General features: G+C 45.6%; 18 protein-coding genes. 6 read left to right on the top strand and 12 right to left on the bottom strand.

Translation table 11 applies throughout. From position 1 onward, the window contains the following. Positions 1-45: 45 nt before the first annotated feature. The 5 genes from KUA46_RS12210 to KUA46_RS12190 all read left to right on the top strand — a co-directional run bounded on the left by KUA46_RS12210 (position 46) and on the right by KUA46_RS12190 (position 6698). Positions 46-726 (top strand): ABC transporter ATP-binding protein, encoded by a 681-nt coding sequence (locus KUA46_RS12210; protein ID WP_117691789.1) that lies wholly within the window; start codon positions 46-48, stop codon positions 724-726. Between the two features lie 147 nt (positions 727-873). After that, positions 874-2217 carry a TolC family protein gene (locus tag KUA46_RS12205; protein WP_256625069.1) on the top strand — a complete coding sequence of 448 codons (1344 nt, stop codon included), beginning with the start codon at positions 874-876 and terminating at the stop codon, positions 2215-2217. 4 nt (positions 2218-2221) lie between these two features. Continuing rightward, complete coding sequence (locus tag KUA46_RS12200; protein WP_218487483.1) at positions 2222-3475, top strand: efflux RND transporter periplasmic adaptor subunit; 1254 nt, start codon at positions 2222-2224, stop codon at positions 3473-3475. Between the two features lie 78 nt (positions 3476-3553). Then, positions 3554-5956, top strand: a complete 2403-nt coding sequence (locus tag KUA46_RS12195; protein WP_218487484.1) for an ABC transporter permease — start codon at positions 3554-3556, stop codon at positions 5954-5956. Positions 5957-6020: 64 nt separating this feature from the next. Beyond that, positions 6021-6698 carry an ABC transporter ATP-binding protein gene (locus KUA46_RS12190; protein ID WP_022121551.1) on the top strand — a complete coding sequence of 226 codons (678 nt, stop codon included), beginning with the start codon at positions 6021-6023 and terminating at the stop codon, positions 6696-6698. Here KUA46_RS12190 and KUA46_RS12185 read toward each other — a convergent pair whose 3' ends face one another. The 7 genes from KUA46_RS12185 to KUA46_RS12155 form a co-directional block, all read right to left on the bottom strand. After that, positions 6699-7088, bottom strand: coding sequence for a HEPN domain-containing protein (locus KUA46_RS12185; protein ID WP_006848053.1), 390 nt, complete (start codon positions 7086-7088; stop codon positions 6699-6701). Between the two features lie 5 nt (positions 7089-7093). Further along, positions 7094-7414, bottom strand: coding sequence for a nucleotidyltransferase domain-containing protein (locus KUA46_RS12180; protein WP_022111204.1), 321 nt, complete (start codon positions 7412-7414; stop codon positions 7094-7096). Positions 7415-7492: 78 nt separating this feature from the next. Next, positions 7493-8683, bottom strand: coding sequence for a sensor histidine kinase (locus tag KUA46_RS12175; protein WP_218487485.1), 1191 nt, complete (start codon positions 8681-8683; stop codon positions 7493-7495). Then, the gene (locus KUA46_RS12170) at positions 8673-10037 is read right to left on the bottom strand and encodes a sigma-54-dependent transcriptional regulator (protein ID WP_218487486.1); all 1365 of its coding nucleotides are present in this window, start codon (positions 10035-10037) and stop codon (positions 8673-8675) included. The genes KUA46_RS12175 and KUA46_RS12170 overlap by 11 nt, the downstream gene beginning before the upstream one ends. Before the next feature lie 176 nt (positions 10038-10213). Continuing rightward, entirely contained in the window at positions 10214-12433 is a 2220-nt protein-coding gene (locus tag KUA46_RS12165) for a TonB-dependent receptor (RefSeq protein WP_218487487.1), read from the bottom strand. Between the two features lie 39 nt (positions 12434-12472). Next, positions 12473-12838, bottom strand: a complete 366-nt coding sequence (locus KUA46_RS12160; RefSeq protein WP_218487488.1) for a hypothetical protein — start codon at positions 12836-12838, stop codon at positions 12473-12475. Between the two features lie 1095 nt (positions 12839-13933). Further along, entirely contained in the window at positions 13934-14194 is a 261-nt protein-coding gene (locus tag KUA46_RS12155; protein ID WP_218487489.1) for a hypothetical protein, read from the bottom strand. Between the two features lie 101 nt (positions 14195-14295). Here KUA46_RS12155 and KUA46_RS12150 point away from each other — a divergent pair, with 101 nt between their 5' ends. Continuing rightward, positions 14296-14595: a hypothetical protein gene (locus KUA46_RS12150; protein WP_022121067.1), complete on the top strand. Its 300-nt coding sequence runs from the start codon at positions 14296-14298 to the stop codon at positions 14593-14595. Between the two features lie 935 nt (positions 14596-15530). Here KUA46_RS12150 and KUA46_RS12145 read toward each other — a convergent pair. The 5 genes from KUA46_RS12145 to KUA46_RS12125 all read right to left on the bottom strand — a co-directional run bounded on the left by KUA46_RS12145 (position 15531) and on the right by KUA46_RS12125 (position 21232). Continuing rightward, positions 15531-18101 carry a TonB-dependent receptor gene (locus KUA46_RS12145; protein ID WP_218487490.1) on the bottom strand — a complete coding sequence of 857 codons (2571 nt, stop codon included), beginning with the start codon at positions 18099-18101 and terminating at the stop codon, positions 15531-15533. 82 nt (positions 18102-18183) lie between these two features. Next, positions 18184-18831, bottom strand: a complete 648-nt coding sequence (locus KUA46_RS12140; RefSeq protein WP_218487491.1) for a DUF4974 domain-containing protein — start codon at positions 18829-18831, stop codon at positions 18184-18186. 10 nt (positions 18832-18841) lie between these two features. Next, a complete protein-coding gene (locus KUA46_RS12135) occupies positions 18842-19393 on the bottom strand; it encodes an RNA polymerase sigma factor (protein ID WP_218487492.1) in 552 nt (183 codons plus the stop codon). A 104-nt stretch (positions 19394-19497) separates the two neighbouring features. Next, on the bottom strand, positions 19498-20844 hold the full coding sequence (locus KUA46_RS12130) for an MATE family efflux transporter (RefSeq protein ID WP_218487493.1): 1347 nt from the start codon (positions 20842-20844) through the stop codon (positions 19498-19500). Next, the gene (locus KUA46_RS12125; protein ID WP_119238074.1) at positions 20831-21232 is read right to left on the bottom strand and encodes a hypothetical protein; all 402 of its coding nucleotides are present in this window, start codon (positions 21230-21232) and stop codon (positions 20831-20833) included. Before KUA46_RS12125 ends, KUA46_RS12130 begins: the two co-directional genes overlap by 14 nt. Between the last annotated feature and the right edge of the window lies 1 nt (position 21233).

The following is a 21233-nucleotide window of genomic DNA, read 5'->3' as shown; positions in this document are numbered from 1 at the left end:
GAGCGAAGTAAACATTAAACACTACACATTAAACATTAAATCAAGATGATACGTACAGAGAATTTAACGAGAATATTTCGTACAGAAGAGATAGAGACCATCGCCCTGAACGGCGTGAACATCAATGTAAAGGATGGCGAGTTTGTAGCCATCATGGGACCTTCGGGATGTGGCAAGTCTACCTTGCTCAACATCCTCGGCTTGCTCGATACACCTACCGAGGGTAAGTATTGGCTGGGCGATGAGGAGGTAGGACATCTCAAGGAGCGTGAGCGCACGGCTTATCGCAAGGGTCGCATCGGTTTCGTCTTTCAGAATTTCAATCTGATAGATGAGTTGACGGTAGAGGAGAACATCGACCTGCAGCTCAAATATCTAGGCATTGGCAAGGCGGAACGCAAGGAGCGAGTGCTCGACATCCTGCGCAAGGTAAAGCTCAGTCATCGTGCCAAGCATTATCCTCATCAGCTTTCGGGCGGTCAGCAGCAGAGGGTTGCCATCGCTCGTGCCGTGGTGGGCAAGCCAAGCATCATCCTAGCCGATGAGCCTACGGGTAACCTCGATTCCAAGAATGGTATGGAGGTGATGCAGTTGCTTAGCGAGCTGAACGAGGAGGGAACCACCATCGTGATGGTGACGCACTCCAAGCACGATGCTACTTACGCCAGTCGCATCATCAATCTGTTTGATGGACAAGTGGTGGATGCGATGAATGATCAGCTTTAAGCTGCGGTTTCTGTCCAACAATTAGACGGTGGTGTCTAATTGTTGGACAGTTTGTTTAATGAGAGTTTTTATTTAATGGTTTGATTATCAGGAGAAATGCTGTTTTGGCACGGCTCTTGTCCTTATCATGCCAAAATGAAGAAAATTATGAAAAGAATAGGAATATTGATAGGATGGTTGGTCTGGGCGGCTGGCGCCTCGGCACAGAGCTGGAGCCTTGACGACTGTATGAAATACGCCGTGGAGCACGCCACGGAGGTGAAGCGGGAGGTGGTAAACGCCCGCCAGCGCAAGCAGGATTACCAGCATGCTGTGGCAGGATTCCTGCCTACCGTTACGGGTGGCGTGCAGGGACAGTACGCCTGGGGACGAAACATCGACCCGGAAACCAATACTTATAATAATGTAACGACATTTAACAACTATTATCAGCTTTATGCCGAACTGAATGTCTTCGACGGTTTCGCCACCATCAACGCCTTGAAGCAGGCTAAGTTGAGCCGGGATTATTCAGCCACGGCGATGCAGAAGATTCAGGACGGCCGAGCCATCGACGTGATGCAGAAATATGTGGATGCTGCCTATGCTGAGGCAAGCATTCGGATAGCAAGCGAGAAACTGAACGAAAGCAAGCGGATGCTGGATAAGATGAAGCGCCTGTATGAACTGGGCGAGAAAGGCCGACCGGATGTGGTGCAGATGGAATCGCAGGTGGCGGAAGATGAATACAATCTTACGCATCGGGAGAATGTGGCAAAACAGAGTCTGCTCGCCTTGAAATCGGCGATGAATTTTCCGGTGGATGAAGAACTGAAAATCCAGATAGCTGAAGAGCAGAATTTGAAGCTAAAGGCAGAAAATAAAGAGGTTTCAGCTTCTTATACAAATTCCGAAGCCATTTACCAGGGTTTCCAGCATATTTCTCCCGATTTGAAGTCGGCAGAATACGAAGTGGAGCGGGCACGGTATGATTATAAAATAGCAAAAGGCAGATTACTGCCGTCACTTTCTCTCGGTGGTGGCATTTCTACCAACTATTATAAGAATCTCTCTCAGAAAGGGCAATACGATGGGTTTGCCTCGCAGTTTCGCAACAACCAGGGCGAATACCTCGCGTTGACCCTTTCCATACCTATTTATAATAGCGACCGCTGGCACAGCGTGAAGAAGGCGCGTAACGACTGGCAACTGGCACAGGTGAACCTGGAGGAAACCCGTCGCAAACTTCACGACCAGATAGCCCAGGCGGTAATGGATGCAGAGGGTTACGCCAAGGAGTTGCATCAGATGCAGAAGAAGGTGACCTCCGATTCGCTCGCCTATCACATGTCGAGCCGGAAGTTTGAAGAAGGAATGCTTTCCACCTTCGATCTTCATACCGCAGCCCAGACGCTTCTGGAAAGCAGAATCAAGGAACTCCAGATGCAGATGCTGCTCATTATCAAACAGAGATTGGTTGCTTATTATCAGGGAGAAAATTTAATAAGATAAAATTATGGATATAAAGATAGAAAAGAAAAAATATCTCGTGCCTCGCAAGTATTGGGCATGGATTGGCGGAGGAGCGGTTTTGATCGCAGTCCTCATTTGGCTGGGATTGAGCAATTTCTCTTCCACCCTTAAGGTGGACAGGAAGGGATTGAGCATCGGAACCGTAGAGAAGGCGCAGTTCAACGATTATGTTTCGGTGGATGGACAGGTGGTTCCTATCTCCGTGGTGCAGATCAGTTCCGAGGAAGGCGGTATTGTTCTGGAGAAAGTGGTGGATGAAGGTGCCCACGTAAACAAGGGCGATGTAATCGTGAAACTGAGCAATTCGAATCTCGACCTGGAGATTCTGAATGCCGAAAGCGAACTTGCCGAAAAGCAGGATATGCTTCGCAATACCCAGATTTCGATGGAGCAGGACCGCCTGAACAATAGCAACGAGGAACTGTCGCTTTCGCAGGATGTCATTACCAAGCGCCGTTCCTATCAGCATCAGGAGGCGTTGCACAAGGAAGAACTCAATTCGCGCGAGGAGTATCTGAAGGCTAAGGAAGATTACAACCTTGCCGTCAAGAAGCATGCGCTCATCAGCAAGCGATTGAAGAAGGATGCCCAGCTCCGCCGTTCACAGATGGATCAGATGGGCGATAATCTGGAAGCCATGCAGAAGAATGTGCAACTGGTTCGCCAGCGCAAGGAGAAGCTGAACATCCGCAGCACCATTTCGGGAGAAATCGGCTTGCTAGATGTGGAGCTGGGACAGAGCATTTCTGCCGGACAGAAGATAGGAGTTATCAACGACCTCAGCGATTTCAAGGTGCAGGCGCAGGTGGATGAGCATTACATCGACCGGGTAAAACCGGGACTTACAGCCACTTTCGACCAGAACGGCAAGCATTATCTCCTGCAGGTTCGCAAGGTTTATCCCGAGGTAAGAGACGGCAGGTTCCGCATCGACTTCATCTTCAAAGGTGTTCGCCCTGGCAATATCCGAACCGGTCAGACTTATTATGTAGATTTGCAGCTCGGTCAGTCGAAGCAGGCAATAATTATCCCTAAAGGCACGTTTTATAGTGTAACGGGCGGTCAATGGATCTTCGTATTAGACAAGAGTGGCAAGAAGGCTTATCGCCGAAAGATAACCATCGGTCGCCAGAATCCTCAGTATTATGAGGTGATTGAGGGCTTGGAGCCGGGCGAGCAGGTCATCGTTAGTGGCTATGAGGCCTATAAGGATAATGATGTATTAGTTTTTAATTAGTAGTGATTAGTTAGTAATGATTAATTAGTAGTGATTAGTGATAAATTGGGCTAACGCCCTTGAAACAGGATATTTGATATGAATCATATTATTAACGCATTCAAGAATCTGCCTCGAAGGGGGCAGCACAATTTCGTGAAGATATTGTGTCTGGCGCTCGGATTGGCAATCAGTTCGGTAATAATTGCCGAGATTTATTTCGAGCAGACTTACGATACGTATTTCCCAGGATGGGAAAGGACGTACCAGATTTCAGAAGTGGGAACGATGGGAAGTGACGCAGAGGGGCAGAACCCTTTTTCCTATTTTGCAACATCAGGAGCCACAGCCCCAGGCATCAAGCAATATGCTCCTATGGTGGAGGCTGCAACACGAGTGGTAGATATTGGAGAAAACCAATGCAACTTGGAAAACCAAAAATCCATTTCTGCCAATATATTACTGGCAGATAGTTGCTTCTTTGATATGTTCCCACAAAAGATATTAGTGGGCAAAGCAAAGGATGTCCTCTCTCGTCCGCTCTATTGTATGATAGATTCCAAGATGGCTGCAAAGATTGGTGGCAATGTGGTAGGCAAGCATTTTATAATGCCAAAACATCCCGGCATCACTTTCACGATAGGTGGTGTGTTCGAGAGCTTTCCTTGGGGTGCTTCTCTACATGACGAGCAAGTTCTTTTGTCGCTAAGCAGTATCGGGGAAGTTTTGGGGTATGATGGAAGAAATAATTGGTTAGGCAACGACTGTTATAGCTCCTATATCCGATTGGCTAAAGGATGTCAAGCGAGCGAACTTCGTCCATACGTTGACAAGATGAGGAAAGACCATTTCCCTTTGAAGGAATGGAAACAATCAGGAATATCTTTGGATTATGATTTTACGGTTCTTAGCAAAGTATATACCCAAAATTCTTACATCAAGATGATGGGGTGGATTATGGGAATCATCGCTTTTGTGCTACTCTTTACCTCCGTGATGAACTATCTGCTCATCATCGTGGGCAACCTCGTGTCTCGTTCTCGTGAGATGGCGGTGCGCAAGTGCTATGGTGCAGAGCCGAAGAACATTCATGCGATTATCTTCTCCGAGGCTTTGGTGCATGTTGGGTTGTCGGTGATATTGGCTGCTATCCTCGTCTTCCTTTGCAAGGGAACGATAGAGAATTTCCTTTCTGCTCCTGTAAGTACATTGTTGTTTAATCGTGGCAGTTGGATATTGGTTGCCATTTGCGTCCTTGTGCTTTTGGTTGGCGGCTTGGTGCCGGGATGGCTCTACAATAAAATTCCAGTGGCGATTGCATTCCGTGGATATAGCGAGAATCGTAATCGTTGGAAGCTCGCCTTGCTCGGTATTCAGTTCGTTATCTCTGGCTTGTTGTTCAGCTTGCTCTTTGTGGTCAATAGTCAATATAATAAAATGGTGAATCTGAATCCTGGTTATGATTACAAGGATGTGGCAATCGTTTATGTAGAGGGAATCAAGCCAGACCAACGAATGCAATGCTTGTCGGAATTCAAGCATTTGCCGAATGTTAAGCAAGTGGCATCTACCTATTGTGTGCCACTGCAAAACTGGAGTGTAAATGGAAATAATTTGACTTTGCCAGGGGATGATCGTACTCGAATGATTATCCATGACACGCAGGGCGTTGATGACAATTACTTTGACCTTATGAGCATAAAGTTTGTACAAGGCTCTTTCTTCACGGAGCGAACGGATAGTAGTCGTCAAGTGATTATCGACGAGACTTTAGCGAAGAAGTTGACGAAGTTGGGGCATTGGAAAGACGGTGCTGTAGGCAAGAGAGTGTGGATTTCCGCACATTGCAACGAAAATGAAACGATGACAATCTGTGGTGTGGTCAATGATGTGAAGTATGGTACGGTCAGCACGGAAAATGCAGATTCAAGATCTGCTTCATTTGTTTATTTTTATTCAGCCACTCCTGCTTCTTATATGCTCGTCAAGTACAATGACTTGACAGAAGAGGCTTTGGCAGACCTAAGAGATAAGGTGCAATTGATGTATCCAAACAACAAAGTGGAGGTACTCGACTATGAGTCTGAGTTCAAGGCACAGTATGCTTCCCAGCTCCATTTCCGCAACGGAATCCTGGTAGCCGGCATCGTAACGATGGTTATCGCCCTCTTCGGATTGGTGGGCTATACGAGTGATGAGGTGAACCGCCGCCGCAAGGAGATTGCAATAAGAAAGGTGAACGGGGCGAAGGTGAAGGATATTCTTCGCATCTTCCTGAAGGACATCATGAAGATTGCCTTGCCTTGCATCATCGTGGGCGACTTGGGGGCTTGGCTGATAGCCAGACAATGGCTCATGTCGTTCAGCGAGAAGATTACGATGACGCCTTTGTTGTTTATCGGCGTTACCATCATCTTGCTCGTCATCATCGGGCTTTCCGTCGTCATCAACTGCTACAAGGTGGCGAATAGTAATCCGGTGAAGTATCTCAAGGATGAATAAGTCTCCCACAGATTTCACAGATTTAAGGGCGTATGCCCAAATTAAACATTAAACATTAGAAGAAATGATAAAAGTAGAGAATCTTTGCAAGTCATTCCGCACAGAAGATGTGGAGACGATTGCTTTAAATAACGTATCTTTCACAGTAGAAGACGGCGAGTTTGTCGCCATTATGGGACCATCCGGTTGTGGCAAATCCACCTTGCTCAACATTCTCGGTTTGCTCGACAACCCAACTTCGGGAAAATATTTCCTGGGTAATCACGAGGTGGCAAACCTGAAGGAAAAGGAGCGCACGGATGTGAGAAAGGGAGAAATCGGATTTGTGTTCCAGAGCTTCAACCTGATAGATGAATTGAATGTAGAGGAGAACATCGAGCTTCCTCTTACCTACCTCAACATTCCGAAGGCGGAGCGCAAGGCAAAGGTACAGGCGATTATGAAGCGAATGGCCATCAGCCATCGTGCCAAGCACTTCCCTCACCAGCTTTCTGGTGGTCAGCAGCAGCGAGTAGCTATCGCCCGTGCCGTGGTCTTTGGTCCGAAGCTCATCCTAGCCGATGAGCCTACGGGTAACCTCGATTCCAAGAATGGAGCCGAGGTGATGCATCTGCTTACCGAGCTGAACCACGAGGGCACCACCATCGTCATGGTAACGCATAATGAGCATGATGCCAAGATAGCCCATCGCACCATCCGCCTGTTTGATGGACAGATTGTGGAGGCGGAGGGCAATCAGTAATTATTTGACTAAGTTTAATATGGTTTTTATAAAATCGTGTGATAAGCCAATAATTTCCAGGATGTCATTTTCGGAAATTTCGTAGGCGCAGTTGTAATCGGCTTTTTGCCTTAATTGGAACATACGGGCGAGGAAACTGCCATAAGAGATATCTACGATACCAGTCTTTACGAAGTGTAAGCTGAATTGGGTGTTAATGCCAGCATGAGTGTGGGCATTAACACCTTTTGCTATGAATAGAGCTTGTACGGCATGGAAGCAGGCATAATAATAGCGATTGGCTGCTAAATCCCAATGCTTTAGTTCAACCATTTCATCTGCTTGAGTTAAAAATCGCTTGGCTTTTTCTACTTGCAGACTGATTAATGTGTCTTTGTTTACTTGATCCATAACTTTTATATTAAACTAATGCCGTCTCGATTTACATTCTCGTAAAAAGGGGTGAAGTTATACGATTCCCATTCTTTCTTTGTGTAAAGAATTGGATTGATTTCTGTGCCGAGGTCGCAACCTAACAAGACAAACGGGTAACTTACTTTGTCATAGTCTGTTTGTTCCAGTTTGTCTTTGTCTAAAAGGATAAGAATGTCCCAGTCTGAATCGTTGCGAGCATCACCTCTCGCTCTTGATCCATACAATATAGCCTTGCTTCCTGAAGGAATAGCAGATTTAGCTATATCTTTTATCTTTAATATGGTCTTATCGTCGGTTGACATAAGCTTAATCTTTTATAATGGCAAAGATATGGTAAAAAAGCGAAAGTGCCAAACTTTCCTCCCCAAAATTATACTTTTTTATGGGATGATGATGCGGAAGGTGGTGATTCCCTGTGCCTTGTCCTGATGGAGCGAGAGGCTGCCGCCGCTTACTCGCATGATCTGGCGGGAGAGGGAGAGACCGATTCCGCTTCCTTCCGGCTTCGTGGTGAAGAACGGGATGAAAATGTGGGAGGCTACATCTTCGGCGATGAGACCGGCGTTGTTGCTCACGTCAATGATGATGGATTCCTGGGCGTTGGCATAGGCTTTGAGACGGATAAATGCCTTCTTGCTTGCCGCGGATTGCAAATCCGCGGAGCGGCATTCCTGCTTGTCTTCTCTTTCCTTTTCCCTGAAAGCTTCTACGGCATTTTTCAGAAGATTCGTTACTACGTGAGAGAGGAGGCTCTCGTCGGCGTAAACCAGCAAATCCTTGGGAGAAACCGAAATCTCTACTTCGTGGTTGCAGAGCAACGCCATTCTTTCCAGGAATGGTTCCACATAGAAGAGGGCAGGCTGAGGCTGGGGAACATGGGTGAAACGGCGATAGTTGTTGACGAAAGCCAACAGTTCGGTTCCTGTTTTGTGGATGGTTTCCAAGCCTTGCTTCAGGTCTTTATCCTCTGTAACCCGGGTAAGCAGAGTTTCGCTCAGCGAAGTAACCGGCGTGATGGTATTCATGATTTCATGGGTCAGCACACGAATCAGCTTGATCCAAGAATCCACCTCCTGATTGCTCAGTTCGTGGCTCACGTCGCTCAGGGCGATGATGCGCACGTGCTTGTCTTTCAGCATGGCTTGCGTCTCATGCTTTGCCAGGTGTTCATCCTTCAGCTTTCCTTTTACCTGGTTCATGTGGGTAAGCACATCCGTATCGAGCAATCGGAGGGCTGCCTGGTTGTGCTGCAGGATGTTGTCGTGACTATCCACCACCAGGATGCCCGTATCCACCGCATTCAGAATCTGCTCGTAATATTTCTCCCGATCCATCTGCTCCTCTCTCGTATGCTGCAGGAAGAGCTTGATTCGGTTGAGGGATTGATGCAGAATCTTATCCTCCTTAAACCTCTTCTCCGTAGGAAAACTGAAGGAGAAATCCCCATTATCTATCGCATCAAAAAGAAAGGTTACCTTCTTGATGTTTCGGCGATAGTGGCGGTAGAGGCGAATGTAACCCACTACAGCCACGAGCAAAAGCACGATAATTATAATTAGTTTATAATCCATATCGCTTAATTTTATTATAAAGCGTCTGGCGGGAAATGCCCAGTCTTGCGGCTACTACCGACAGATTTCCTTCACATTCCCTGATGGTTTTCTCTATCATTCGGCTTTCCATCTCGTCGAGCGTCTGAACCTCTTCCAGGGGCTTCTCTCTTTTCTGCTGGTTTCCGCCGTCAATATCTTCGGCAGAAATCATTCCGCCATCAGACAGAATCACGGCTTTCTCGATGGCGTGCTGAAGTTCACGGATGTTTCCGTACCATGGCAAACTGGTAAGTTTTTTCTCAGCCTCTTCCGAAAAACGGAGATTCAACTTATTATATAAATCGCCATATTGATGGAGGAATCTTTCTGCCAGCGGAACGATGTCTGATTTTCTCTGTCTCAGGGCAGGCAATTCCAGATGGATGGTGTTGATGCGATAGAGCAGATCCTCTCTGAATTCGCCATCGTTTACCATCTGCTGCAGGTTGCGGTTGGTGGCGCAAACCAGTCGTACGTTGATGGGAATCTGCGTACTTCCGCCCACTCTTACGATGCTTCTGCGTTGCAGGGCGGTAAGGAGTTTTGCCTGAAGACCGTAGGATAAGTTTCCTATCTCATCCAGGAAGATGGTGCTGCCGTCGGCAAGCTCAAACTTGCCCGGTTTATCCACCTTGGCATCGGTAAAGGCACCCTTTACATGACCGAAAAGTTCGCTCTCGAAAAGGGTTTCCGTAATGGCTCCCATATCCACAGGCAGCATTTTCTTTCCACATCTTGTGGATAAACGATGTATCTCGTTGGCTAACACCTCTTTACCCGTTCCGTTTTCGCCCGTAATGAGGATGTTTGCATCGGTTGCAGCAACCTTTTCCACAATACTTCTCAAATTGTTCATAACTTCGCTATCTCCCCAATACATAGCGCTTTGCGCATCTTTTCCACCAGGTTTTCCACCATTCCTGTTGATAACGTTATCCACAGCCCTGTTCTTATCCCTAGCCTCTACCAGCGTACGTATCATCTTCTCGTTTTCAAAAGGCTTCACGATGAAGTCGGCGGCACCTTCCTTGATGCCTGTTACGGCAAGTTGGATGTCGGCATAGGCGGTAAAGAGCACCACCTCGGTTTTCGGGCTGAGGCTCTTGATTTCCCTGAGCCAGTACAGTCCCTCGTTTCCCGAATTGATTCCGCTGGAGAAGTTCATGTCGAGCAGCACCACGTCGGGGTGCTCTTCTCTCAGTTTGGCTGGGATGGAGTTAGGGTTGGCGATGGTGATGATGCCATCGAATATGGGTTCCAGCAGCATCCTTACCGTAGTAAGAATGTTGCGGTTGTCATCAACAATCAATATCGTTCCTTGTTTCTTAATCATGGTGCAAAGTTACGAAATATCATCGGAAATGGGTAATGATTGTCTAATAATTAGACGGAAAAATGCCGATAATGGCGCCAAAAGTTGCTTTTCCGGCAGCTTTTGGCATCTTTATCGGCACTTGTTTATTCAAAATTCTGATTCCTGATGAGGAATTGCTTATCCTAAAAGGGGAGTTACAGCTCTATCGGAACCACTATCTTTATACTGAAGTTACGGCCCATATTGTAAACGCCTCTTCTGCCTGTAACCTGGTTTACGTCAAGATACTTCAGACGGCTCAGGTGGTTCTGGTAAGCACGGTTGGTAAGGTTCTCGCCCGAAAGATAGAGCGAGAGAAGGCGCTTGCCATGGAGCTTCACGTCGGTACCGGCATACATATTTAATAAGGTGTACGATGGCGTAGCGGTCTCCGTATCGTTGGCTGCGAAATAATGGTTCTGGCGGAGATTGCAATCTATCTGTAGCTTTACGAAGAGATGGTCGAAAGTCTTGCCGTCGCAGACAAACTCATATCTTACATCCGAAACCCAGCGAGGGGCTGGGGTGAATGGCAGATACTTTGATTCGGATGGCTGATGCAACTGAACCGAGTTGACATACGAGAAGGTGTTGCCGATATGCAGATGCTCCACAGGATGGATGTCGATGCTCGCCTCACCACCCAGAATGCGGGCGTCGCCCGAAGTAAACTGATAGGCTGGCGTGTCGTCGATGAGGACAGGCAGATTGTTCTCATCTGCCAACTTCTCGCTATAGATGTAATGGTTGATGCGATTGGCAAACAGCGAGAGCTCTGCCGAAATGATAGGCGAAGAATAATCCAAACCAAAGTCGAATTGCCAGCTGTTTTCCGGCTTCAGACTCGTATTTCCCAATTCGTATCGCTGGGTTCCCTCGTGCACACCATTCGATGATAATTCGCTGATGTTCGGAGCACGGAATCCTCTTGCCAGGTTCAGCTTCAGATTGAAATCGGGCAGGATTTCATAAGCCAATCCGATGCTTCCGGTTACTCCTTCAAAGCTGCGCTTAAAGGCCTGGAAGCGGAAAGAATCATTCAAGCCAGAACCATGCGGTTCAGCATCATCCTCTTCTCTCAAAGCCTCGCTGTGCAGATGGCGATGATCGTATCTGATGCCGCCGCTCAGGTTCAGTTTGCCTATCTCCTTGCTCACCGTGGCAAATACACCATAATCGAAGAGATGATAGGCTGGAATCAGAAATTCAGAACCTTTATTGATCGACTGCTGCCACATGCCGTTGATGCCCGTAGAGAACTTCCATCCATTCATTTCCGGCGAGAGATAATGCAGGTCGTAATTCATGGTATGGAGCATGAAATCGAGTCCGCATTCCTTCGGATTCTCTTCCTCCTCAAACTCCTGACGGCGGTTCTGCTGATAACCCAAGAGGAGTTTCAGATTGCCGTCGCCCAGGAACCAGGAATTGTCGAGCACCGCCTTGTAATGGTGAATCTGCTGATAAGGCATCGGTTTGCCGTAACTCTTGGCATCGTAGCCATCCGGAATTTCCAGTTCGCCCGTTTTCTCATCTCTTTCTCCCTCTACGATGCCCGGAGTGAGATGATAATAATCGAGTGTGAGATGCGAATGCCCCTGGCGGTAGTTCCAGCCTAGAAGCTGCGAGAATGCCTGCTCTCTGAGTGATGAACCGAATACATAACCATCGTATTTGTTCTTGTAGGCATGCGCCATCTTTCCGCTGTAGCGGGTGTTCCAGACGAATCCGCCCTGGTTGCCGGCAAAGTTGAGCGAATAATCAAAAAGTCCGTTGTTGGTTTGATAACCCGTTGAGAAATTTGCTCTCATGTCGCCCTTGGCAAGGGTAGGAGCGGAGTGGAAGATGAGGACGCCTGCCATCGCATCTGAGCCATACATGAGGCTTGCCGGACCTTTCAGAATCTCTACGGAATGAACCGAAGCGGGGTCGATTTCTATTCCGTGTTCATCGCCCCATTGCTGTCCTTCCTGTCTTATTCCATCGTTTACCACTACCACGCGGTTATAGCCCAGGCCACGGATCACGGGCTTTGAAATTCCGCTTCCCGTGGTAATCTGCGAAACGCCTGGCTGGTGGGCGATGGCGTCGATGATGTTGGTAGAAGGTTGCATTTCGAGCTGGCGGGCAGAAACAAAGGAGATGGGTGCCGGCGATTGCTTCAGTTTCTGACTGCCCGTTAAGCCTGTTACCACCACTTCGTTCAGTTTCACGCTCGATTCCGTCAGCGGCTGGTGTCTGGTAGAATCGTTTGCTTCCTCTTCATGAATGTTTGCGTCCTTCTTATCATGATTTGCTCTGTTTATAGCCATAGCAGGGGCTGTTGCCGATGAGCACAGACTCATCAGCAATATTGCTTTCAATATTGTTCTCATTATGTTATTTGTTACCTTATTCTGTTAATATTCAATTATTTATAAAAACAGAGAATAAGGTGGAGCACGGGTAGATTTTACCCCCTTCGCCCTGCACAAGCAAGGAGAGCAGAAGGCACGGCGAGGGGAGAGATGGAGCACGGCGATGGCAACCCAAACCACGAGGGATGGAGCCAGATAAGGAGTGCTTTGCAATTGGCAAAGCACACAGTCATGCATGGTATGCTGTAGGGCTATCAGATGCCCGTCGTGATGAACATGATGGGCACAATCGGCACAATAGAAATCAGCATGAGTTCCCTGCGCTTCACCATGGTGGTGAAACGTAATGACCAGCAGCATCGGCAGGTAAACCAATAGCAGCAGCCAGGAAATCCTGATTCTCTTATGCGTTATCCTCTGCATTTATCTACAGTATTCTGTTTTTGTTTGCAAAAATAATCATTTCTGTCGGGATTATTCTTAGAATTCCGATATTTTAATGAAGATTATTTGTTTTTCAGCAGAAAAGCCATGTAGAGGGGAAGAATGAGTGTTTGTGCTCATCACTTTTCCATTCTTTGAGATATTTCTCGGTTTTTCGTTTAAACATCTGTTCTCTAATGATTTATGATGTATTGCCCTTTATGCTGTGCACGTTTTTCAAGGGACTTTTCTTGAATCCATGCACGTTTTTCAAGGGACTTTTTGCTCTGTTCTGCCACTTTTCCAAGGGACTTTCGGTTGCAAAGATACGAAAATATTTCTAACTATGCTTTGAAATAATCCTAGAAGGTAGCTTGTTTAAGGAAATTTAATGTTTTTCCTATGATTTTCTGTTCCTAAGGTGAAAAGCAAATGGATAGGTCTTGCCTTCTAGAGAAAAGGGGATTTTCCTGGGGCTGCGTTCCAATTAGCTTGCTCCGGTTGGCTGCGTTCCAATTGTTCCAGTTGTTCCAATTAATTTTGAGTGGGTTTATATCTTTCGATTGTCCTTTCTCTTTACTTCTTTATATTATATAATATATTGATTATTAATTAATTATATATATAATATATAAATATATATATAAAAATAGGGGTAGGAGGGATATGTTGAAAAAATAATTGGAACAACTGGAACGGGAACGCTTTCCTTTCTTCTAGAAGGCTCATTATCAGATAGTTAATGAAATGATAGCGTTCCAGTTACCCTGCTAAATCTTCCAGATTCCAGTTCTTCCAATTAATTTTAAGAGGGTATGCATCTTTAGTTTGTCCTTCTTCTTTACTTATTTATGTCGTATAACTTATTGATTATTAGTTAATTATATATATAACATATATAAATATATATAAAAATAGAGGTAGGAGGGATATGCAGAAAAAATAATTGGAAGATTTGGAATCTGGAAGATTTTCTAATCTACTTTCTTCTAAAAGGCTTATTATCAAGTGGTTAACGCAATCATCAATCTTCCGTATAACTTGAAAAAGGAATGTATCTTCCAAAAAGGAGCGTTTTTGAGGGCTATATCTGTTTCATTTTTCTAGCTTTTGTGCTTTCTTTTGGGGTAACCATGCTCTCTTGTATGGCTGGGAATGAATCTGAAGCAATAAAGAAATCCGGAATTCGGGGTGAAACAAAACTGTTTCTTGGGGAAAATGGAAGTTATCTGGAACGGAATCCCCATTTTTTTTGTGGATTTTTTCCCCACTCATTCCCCATTTTCCCCACTCTCTTTTTTTTGATACGGAAATGATAAGTGGCTGATAATCAGGAGAAGTAGTCGATTTGCTCATTTTCTGGCACGCATCTTGTGATAATGAATAGCGGGTTCGATAATGAATCCACAACGAAAGTAAATAACAATATTAGTAATAACAGTTTAAAAGATAAGATTATGAAGAAGTTCGTTTTTGCAGCAATCGCAGCTATGGTAATGGTTTCAGTAAGTAATGTTTTTGCTTCTAGCAAAATGATGGGTAATTCTGAAGTAGCTCCAGTTGATACAGTAGCTCCAGCCGATTCAACAGTAGAAGACACAGCTATCAGTTCTCAGGCTAGCGTTGAGGATTCTGCCAAGCAGGAAACTCCTGTAGAGCAGGTGGAGAATGCGCAGCCTACAGAGGAAGTAAAGGCTCAGGATGCACCTGTAGAGAATACTCAGCAGGAGTCTACAGAGCAGGCTGTTGCTGAATAGTCTTAAGAAGGTATTCATTTGCAAAGCGTTATAATAGAGAAAAGTGTATTAGAAGTTTCATCAAGGTAATAGGTTATATTTAGGTTTACATTGTAATTGCATTTCCTAGAAAAAGAAAGTGTAAAATTTAGGTTCGGTTTATGGAAAAGGAGTCTGCTGGCAGGGATGCTGGCAGACTCCTGCTTTTTTGTTCGGGATGAGCAGAGAGTCTCAGTCTCAGAGTCTCAGTTATAAATAAAGGGGGTACCATTTTTCCGTTCTCTCTTTCTTTATCTTTATAACTTATTGATTATTAATTAATTATATATTAATATATATATAATATATAAGTATATAAGAAGAAGAGGGGGTGCTTGAAAAACAACTGAGACTCTGAGACTGAGACTATGGAAGCAAGTAAAAGGAAAAGAGGCGATAATCTAATTCCCTAGAAAGCAACGACTTATGAAGGTTTCTCAGTTTTTTATTTTCGGTCTCAGCCCTATAGATTATTCGAAAGATTTTACAAAAGCATTCTTTTTAGGTCTCCCAAACCCTCAAAATTGCTTTGTTTTTTGCTTTAAAGTAGATTTAGACCTTGCTGAAATACAAAATCATGTTTTCCTAAAAAATGCAAGCAAAAACGGGATAACTGAGACTATTACCCGATTTAGAGTCGGAAAAACCGGAAAGTGAGTCTCAACTGTCTGTTTTGAGTCATTTCCATCCTAAATATTTTCCCAGTTAGAGATTTTTATTTTCCTAACTGGAAATATTATTTTCTTCTCTTAGAAGGGTAATCGTCCCACCGCAAAATTACCCTAAAAATGATGCTTGTCGTCTATAAACGATAAAATGCGTATTTGGATTACTGATGACATGCAAAAAGGCTGAACTTCGGGTTAGGAAGTTCAGCCTTTTGCTTATTTGTGATTTCAGGAAAATATAAAACTATTCTATCTGATACCATTATCTCTATCGCTATTGTTCAGCTTACGGCTGCCTGTATGGTATCTGCGGCCATGACTGAAGTTGAAGCTGGCAGTAAAGACAAGCATGTTGCCCTGGTCAGCAAGGCGTACCTTGTTCTTCTGCTGCACATACTTGTTGAAAAGTTCATCCTTATACACGCAGCCATGAGGATAGAATACGAATAATCCGAGAACGCCAAACTGCCAGTTCTTATAACTGTAGGTTACGGCAAGATTGGAGGTTGGCTCTCCGCCGTTTGTCTTTTCTCCCCAAAAACTCTTTTCCACCTTATAGGCACCATAGCCAATGTTCCAATTGCCCGTCATGTACCGAATTTCTGCTCCATAACTGAAGTAATTGAACTCGTGGGAATAATCCAAACCCTTTGTCTTGACATTCTGATACTCGTACATGAGGTTCAAATCCAGATGATCCTTGATGAGGTGAACTTCTGGAGTCAACAGCAGGTGCTTGTAATCATGATTCTTCTGATTCTCCGGTTTGCTCACAAAGAGATAAGAGCCATCCTCCCGCTTTTCGGGCAAGATAGAAGTGGCTATTGGCTTGTCGTAATACGTCCAGTTTCCCTCCAGGTACACAGACATCAGCGGAATGTTCCAGGAAGCCGACAAGGTATTGTTGTAGCCGGTAAATGGCTTCAGACCGCTATTGCCGTCACGCGCCTCAAAGCTGTTGGAATATTGGCGCAACTCGCTCAAGTCGGAAAGGCTTGGGATGTCTGACGTGATTTTGCTGCTCCATTTAAAACTCAGACGGTCGCTAGCCTTTGCCTGTAAAGTTACCTGTGGTCGAAACAGCCATTTGCTGTATCCGTTCTCCCCCTGATGGATGGAAGACCTGGTTGCACCAACTCCCACCTGATAACTGAACCACTTCTGCTGTCCCTGTAGCTGGGTGAAAAGATAGAGATTGCTGTACTTCAATTCCGTATCAGCATTACTGCTTCCCACATAGATGTTATCTGTGTGGCTGATATTATATTGTCCACCTACCGATAAAGCCATCTGTTTCCAGTTCTTGCTGTATGTTCCTTCACCAATAAGAGAGCGCTTTCTACCAGTTGCATCATAACTGTAATCGGTCAGCGGAGCGTTCTTTACAGATTCATCCGGCGATTTGTTGAACGTATATTCCCTCATACGATACTGGTAATCTGTGCCGATGTAAGTACCCACCAGGTTCAGAGCCAGGTTCTGGTCATGGGGCATGTTGAGCGAATAATAAATGTCCAGAGATGGAATCTGCTCCAGCATTTTTCTGTTGTTTTGCAGATATTGATTTGCCTTGCCGCTTTCCTGATAAAGCTGGTTCATGCCTCTCACAGGACTGTTGTGATTGTAGAAATTCAACCGTACATTCAATGTATATTTGTCTGGCTCACTAAGATTATAACCCAACTGTACATTATTGGTGGTGTATAGGAACGGAGAATCATAACCTAAATAATTGCGATGTAGAGTTTCTCCTGTGGGCAGATGATAAGTACCGAGACTCTCATAGCTTCGTTCCTCTACCGAGCGATAGGAGAAACTGTAGTTGATGCTGAATTCCGATTTCTTCACATTGTATTTGAAATAACCGTCGCTATTATTGAAACCAGCCTTGGTGCCTTGCATCGTAGAAACTCCACCCACATAACCGGCATAGCGTCGGCGGACCTGGTAGTTAATGACTGCATCCAGATTGTTGTCTCCATATTTGAGTCCTGGAACATTGATGAATTCCACCTTTGTAACTTCATCCGGCTGCAAGGCTAAAACATCCTGCATGCTAGCTTTGACATCGTTGATACGTATTTGCACATCTCCGCCCTTTAGTGACAGAACTTTGCGTTCTGCTCGATTTACGATAATGGTAGGCAAAGACATATTGTCCAACAGATCATAACCATTGGAAGCCGTTTTCACCTGCTCTTTTGTAGGGAAGATGATTTGTCTATCTACTTTTTCTACAACCCTTGCGGCTTCAACGGTCACCCCTTTCAACAGGTATGAATTCGCCTGCATCCTCACATTTCCGATGCGGGCAATAGATACCAGCTTGCAAATGGTCTTATAGCCTACAAAAGAAACCTTCATAAGGGCCTGCTTCTGCTGGCAGGGGATGACGAAATCGCCATTGGCGTTGCTTACGCCTCCACAGAGGAAGGAGGAATCCTTCGGGTTGAGCAGTTGGATATTGGCGAATTCTACAGGAAGATTGTGATTGTCTATCAGTCTGCCTATCAGCTTGCGCTCGCTCTTGCGTATGCATTCTACCGTGATGAGGCTGTCGCCCAAGGTCATCTGCATAGGATAGAAACCGATTACCTTGTGGATGGCATCGGGAATATTGGCTGTCTTCACGTTCTGGGTAACTGTGAAATCCTCCAGTTCGTTGTAGATGAAACTGATTTTGTAGCGCTTGGAAGCCTTGTCGAGGTCGATGAGGACGTCCGACATGCTGCGGTTGTGATAGTTGCGCTGGATGTGCTGTGCGCTCATCGCCAGGGCGAACGTGCACAGCAGGAATATGATGGCTGAAAATCTTCTCATAATGATACTTTTTAACTTTGAGCTTTGAACTTTATGATTACTTTGAGAGTCGATAATATTATGCTTACTTTTGATAAGCTTGTTATTTTACAATCAGCTCGTTTTGTTGCAATTCGATGTTTACATTCTCGAATTGGTTCAGTTCTTTTACGATGTTCTCGATGCTCGAATGACTGTTCCATTCGTAATAGAGGCGGAGGGTCTTGTCCTCGTTATTCTCAAACTTCACTTGTAAATCATAATAAGAAGCAATCTCTGAAATCATCTGCTCGAAAGCCACATTCTCGAAAATCTTGTGAATGGCTGGCTTTTCTGGTTTCGGATGAGTCAGGGAATCCTTTGCTGCTACCTGCTTTGCGGAATCTGATTTTATGACTTCCGGATGAGTATCTGCGATTACCTGGGTTGGTTCCTGGCTGCGCTTGATGTAAGTATGGATTGCAGCAAAGGCAATACCCGAAATCAAGACAAAGCCGGCGATGGATGCTGCCAGTTTGCGCCAGGAAGTTATAGGATGGGATACTTCCTGAAGTTGATGTTTCTGGCTGAATTTCTCCCATTCCTCATCTATATTAATAATAGGAGAGGGGTTTTCAAGTGCAGAATCCACTTCCATCATCGTCTGATAGAGTTTTCGGCATTCCTCATCCTGCAATATTTCACGAATCTCCTCATCAGAATACTTCTCCTGATGGTTGATGATATCCAGTATTTTTTCAAACTTGTCCATAATAAATCTGCTAAGGGTTAAACTTTTGCTTTAATTTTCTGATGCCTTGCGCCAGATGCTTATAAACTGCCACTTCGCTGATGCCCAATTCCGTAGCAATCTCCCGATATTTCAGTTTCTGCCGAAAACGGAGATCGAGTACCTTGCGGGTTTGTGGCGTGAGTTCTGTATCCATATAAGCCAGAATTGCCTCGTACTTTTCGGTCTCCCTGTCTATTTCGGCAATCATCGCTTCCTGGGGAACTATCGAAGGCGAAGTATCGGTTTTCAGGAGGTGATGAACCCGGTCTTTCATCTTCTGTCGGCTCAACAGGTTGAGGCATTTATGGCGCACACACACCAGAAGATAGCTCCCGACGTTAGTGGAAGGCAGGGGCGAATCGCTGGTTATAGTCTCGTTATCAAGACCCAGTTGGGTCTTTCCGTCGAGCACATCGGCAAAGACTTCGCTCACCACATCCTTGCTGGCTGCATCATCCTTCAGAAGTACCCTGGCCAATTGGTACATCCTCAGATAATGCTGCCGGAAAAGCTGTTCTATCGTTTCTTTGTTTATTTGCATTACTTTATTTTCTTTTCTTTTGCCTATATTACAATCGAATTTTCATTTTCCTAACCCTTAGCAGAATATTTTTTAATGCAAATTTTTAAAACGTCAAAAATACCCTATCGTACTTGCTCCTTCTTCAGATGCTTGTAAAGCCACAGGAAGGCGGGAATGAGGAAGAGATCTGCCATGACCCACGCTACAGGGTCGCCGAAGCAGACTCCCGTCCACGCCAGGGCTGGTACCAGCCAGAGACTCACACCGCATCTCGCTATCATTTCCATCACGCCACTCAGCATCGAGAGATTGCTGTAACCCAAGCCCTGGATGCTGTAACGCAGGATGGTGAGCAAGCCCAGACAAGGATAGAAATAGTTGGCTATACGCATAAACTGGGCAGCATAAGTCACCACTTCTGCCTCGCCCTTATCCACGAAGAGCATCATCATCTCGTCGGCAAACGGATAGATGAGCAGGAAGGTGAAGACGAAATAAACCAGCATCATCCTGATGGCAGCCCTTACGCCCTGACCGATTCTATCCAGCTTCCTGGCTCCCAGGTTCTGACCGCAATAGGTAGCCATCGCTACTCCGATGTTCTCGAAAACGCAGGTAAAGAGATATTTGATGCGCATAGAGGCAGTAAATGCAGCCACATAAACCGTTCCCAGAGCGTTGTTGGCACTCTGCAGCATGATGAGACCGATGGCGGTAATGGAGAACTGCAGACCCATCGGAACACCATTGTTCAGCAGAATGCTTATCTTCTTATTATCGAATTTTCTTTCTTCTCCCTTCGGAATCAGAATCTGCATTTTCTTCTTGATAAACCAGATACAGAGCAGCACGGAAATTCCCTGTGAAAGCCAAGTGGCAATACCTGCTCCCTCTACACCTAACCCCATACCGAGAATCAGAATGCCATCTAGAATAATGTTGATAACGGAAGCTGTGATGAGGAAATAGAAAGGCTGTTTCGAGTTGCCCAGGGCGCGGATCTGACCGGAGAGCAGATTGTAGGCGATAGTGAAAGGAATCGCCGCAAACTGCAGCATCAGGAAGATGTAGGCGTCATCGAACACCTCCTTCGGCGTATTCACCAGATGCAGAATCTTTCCGCAGAAGATGCAGGAAAGGAAGGTGATGACCACGGCAAACACCACGGCGATGCGGATGCTGTTGCTTACGTAAGCCCGCATCTTGGCATAATCCCTGGCGCCGAAAGCCTGGGCGATAGGGATGGCAAAACCGGCACAGGAACCGTTGCAGAAGCCCATGATGAGAAACATGATGGAACTGGATGCGCCTACTGCCGCAAGAGCTCCCACGCCAATCCATCTTCCCACGATGGCGGCATCGATAATGAGATACATCTGTTGAAGGATGTAACCCAGGATTAGTGGAATAGCAAATTTGATGATGGCTCGCAAAGGCGAGCCTACAGTCATGTCATTAGTAGAGTTCATTTCCCACTTTCTGTTTGATTTGTGCCATTTTGTTGCGGCGCTCAATGGAAAACGTATCTCCGTGGGCTTCCACATAATCGAAGAGCATGAAAGCCTTGTTCAGGAGTTCATCTCTTGTAGGTTGTCCCACGGTATCTGCCTCGTGATAGTAGAGTTCGGCAAGCATGTCCATCTTGGAGAGTCGTTTCTCCTCGTCCTCTATTCCTGCCATCGCCTTCATCACGTCTTCTATGGTGGCGATGCTGTAGAAGGCGTAAGGGCCTACGTATTGATTGTAGAGCTCCTTAATCTTCTCACGTCTCACTTCCACCTCTTTCTTTTCGAGCATTCTTTCGAGTGCCGCCATAAACTCGCGAATCAACCGCTGTATGTAGTCTCGTTGTAGCATA

This window comes from Segatella copri, from assembly GCF_019249765.2.
Taxonomy (GTDB): domain Bacteria; phylum Bacteroidota; class Bacteroidia; order Bacteroidales; family Bacteroidaceae; genus Prevotella; species Prevotella copri_K.
The sequence above is the reverse complement of the archived record's forward strand: the minus strand, read 5'-3'. Positions and strand labels throughout refer to the sequence as shown.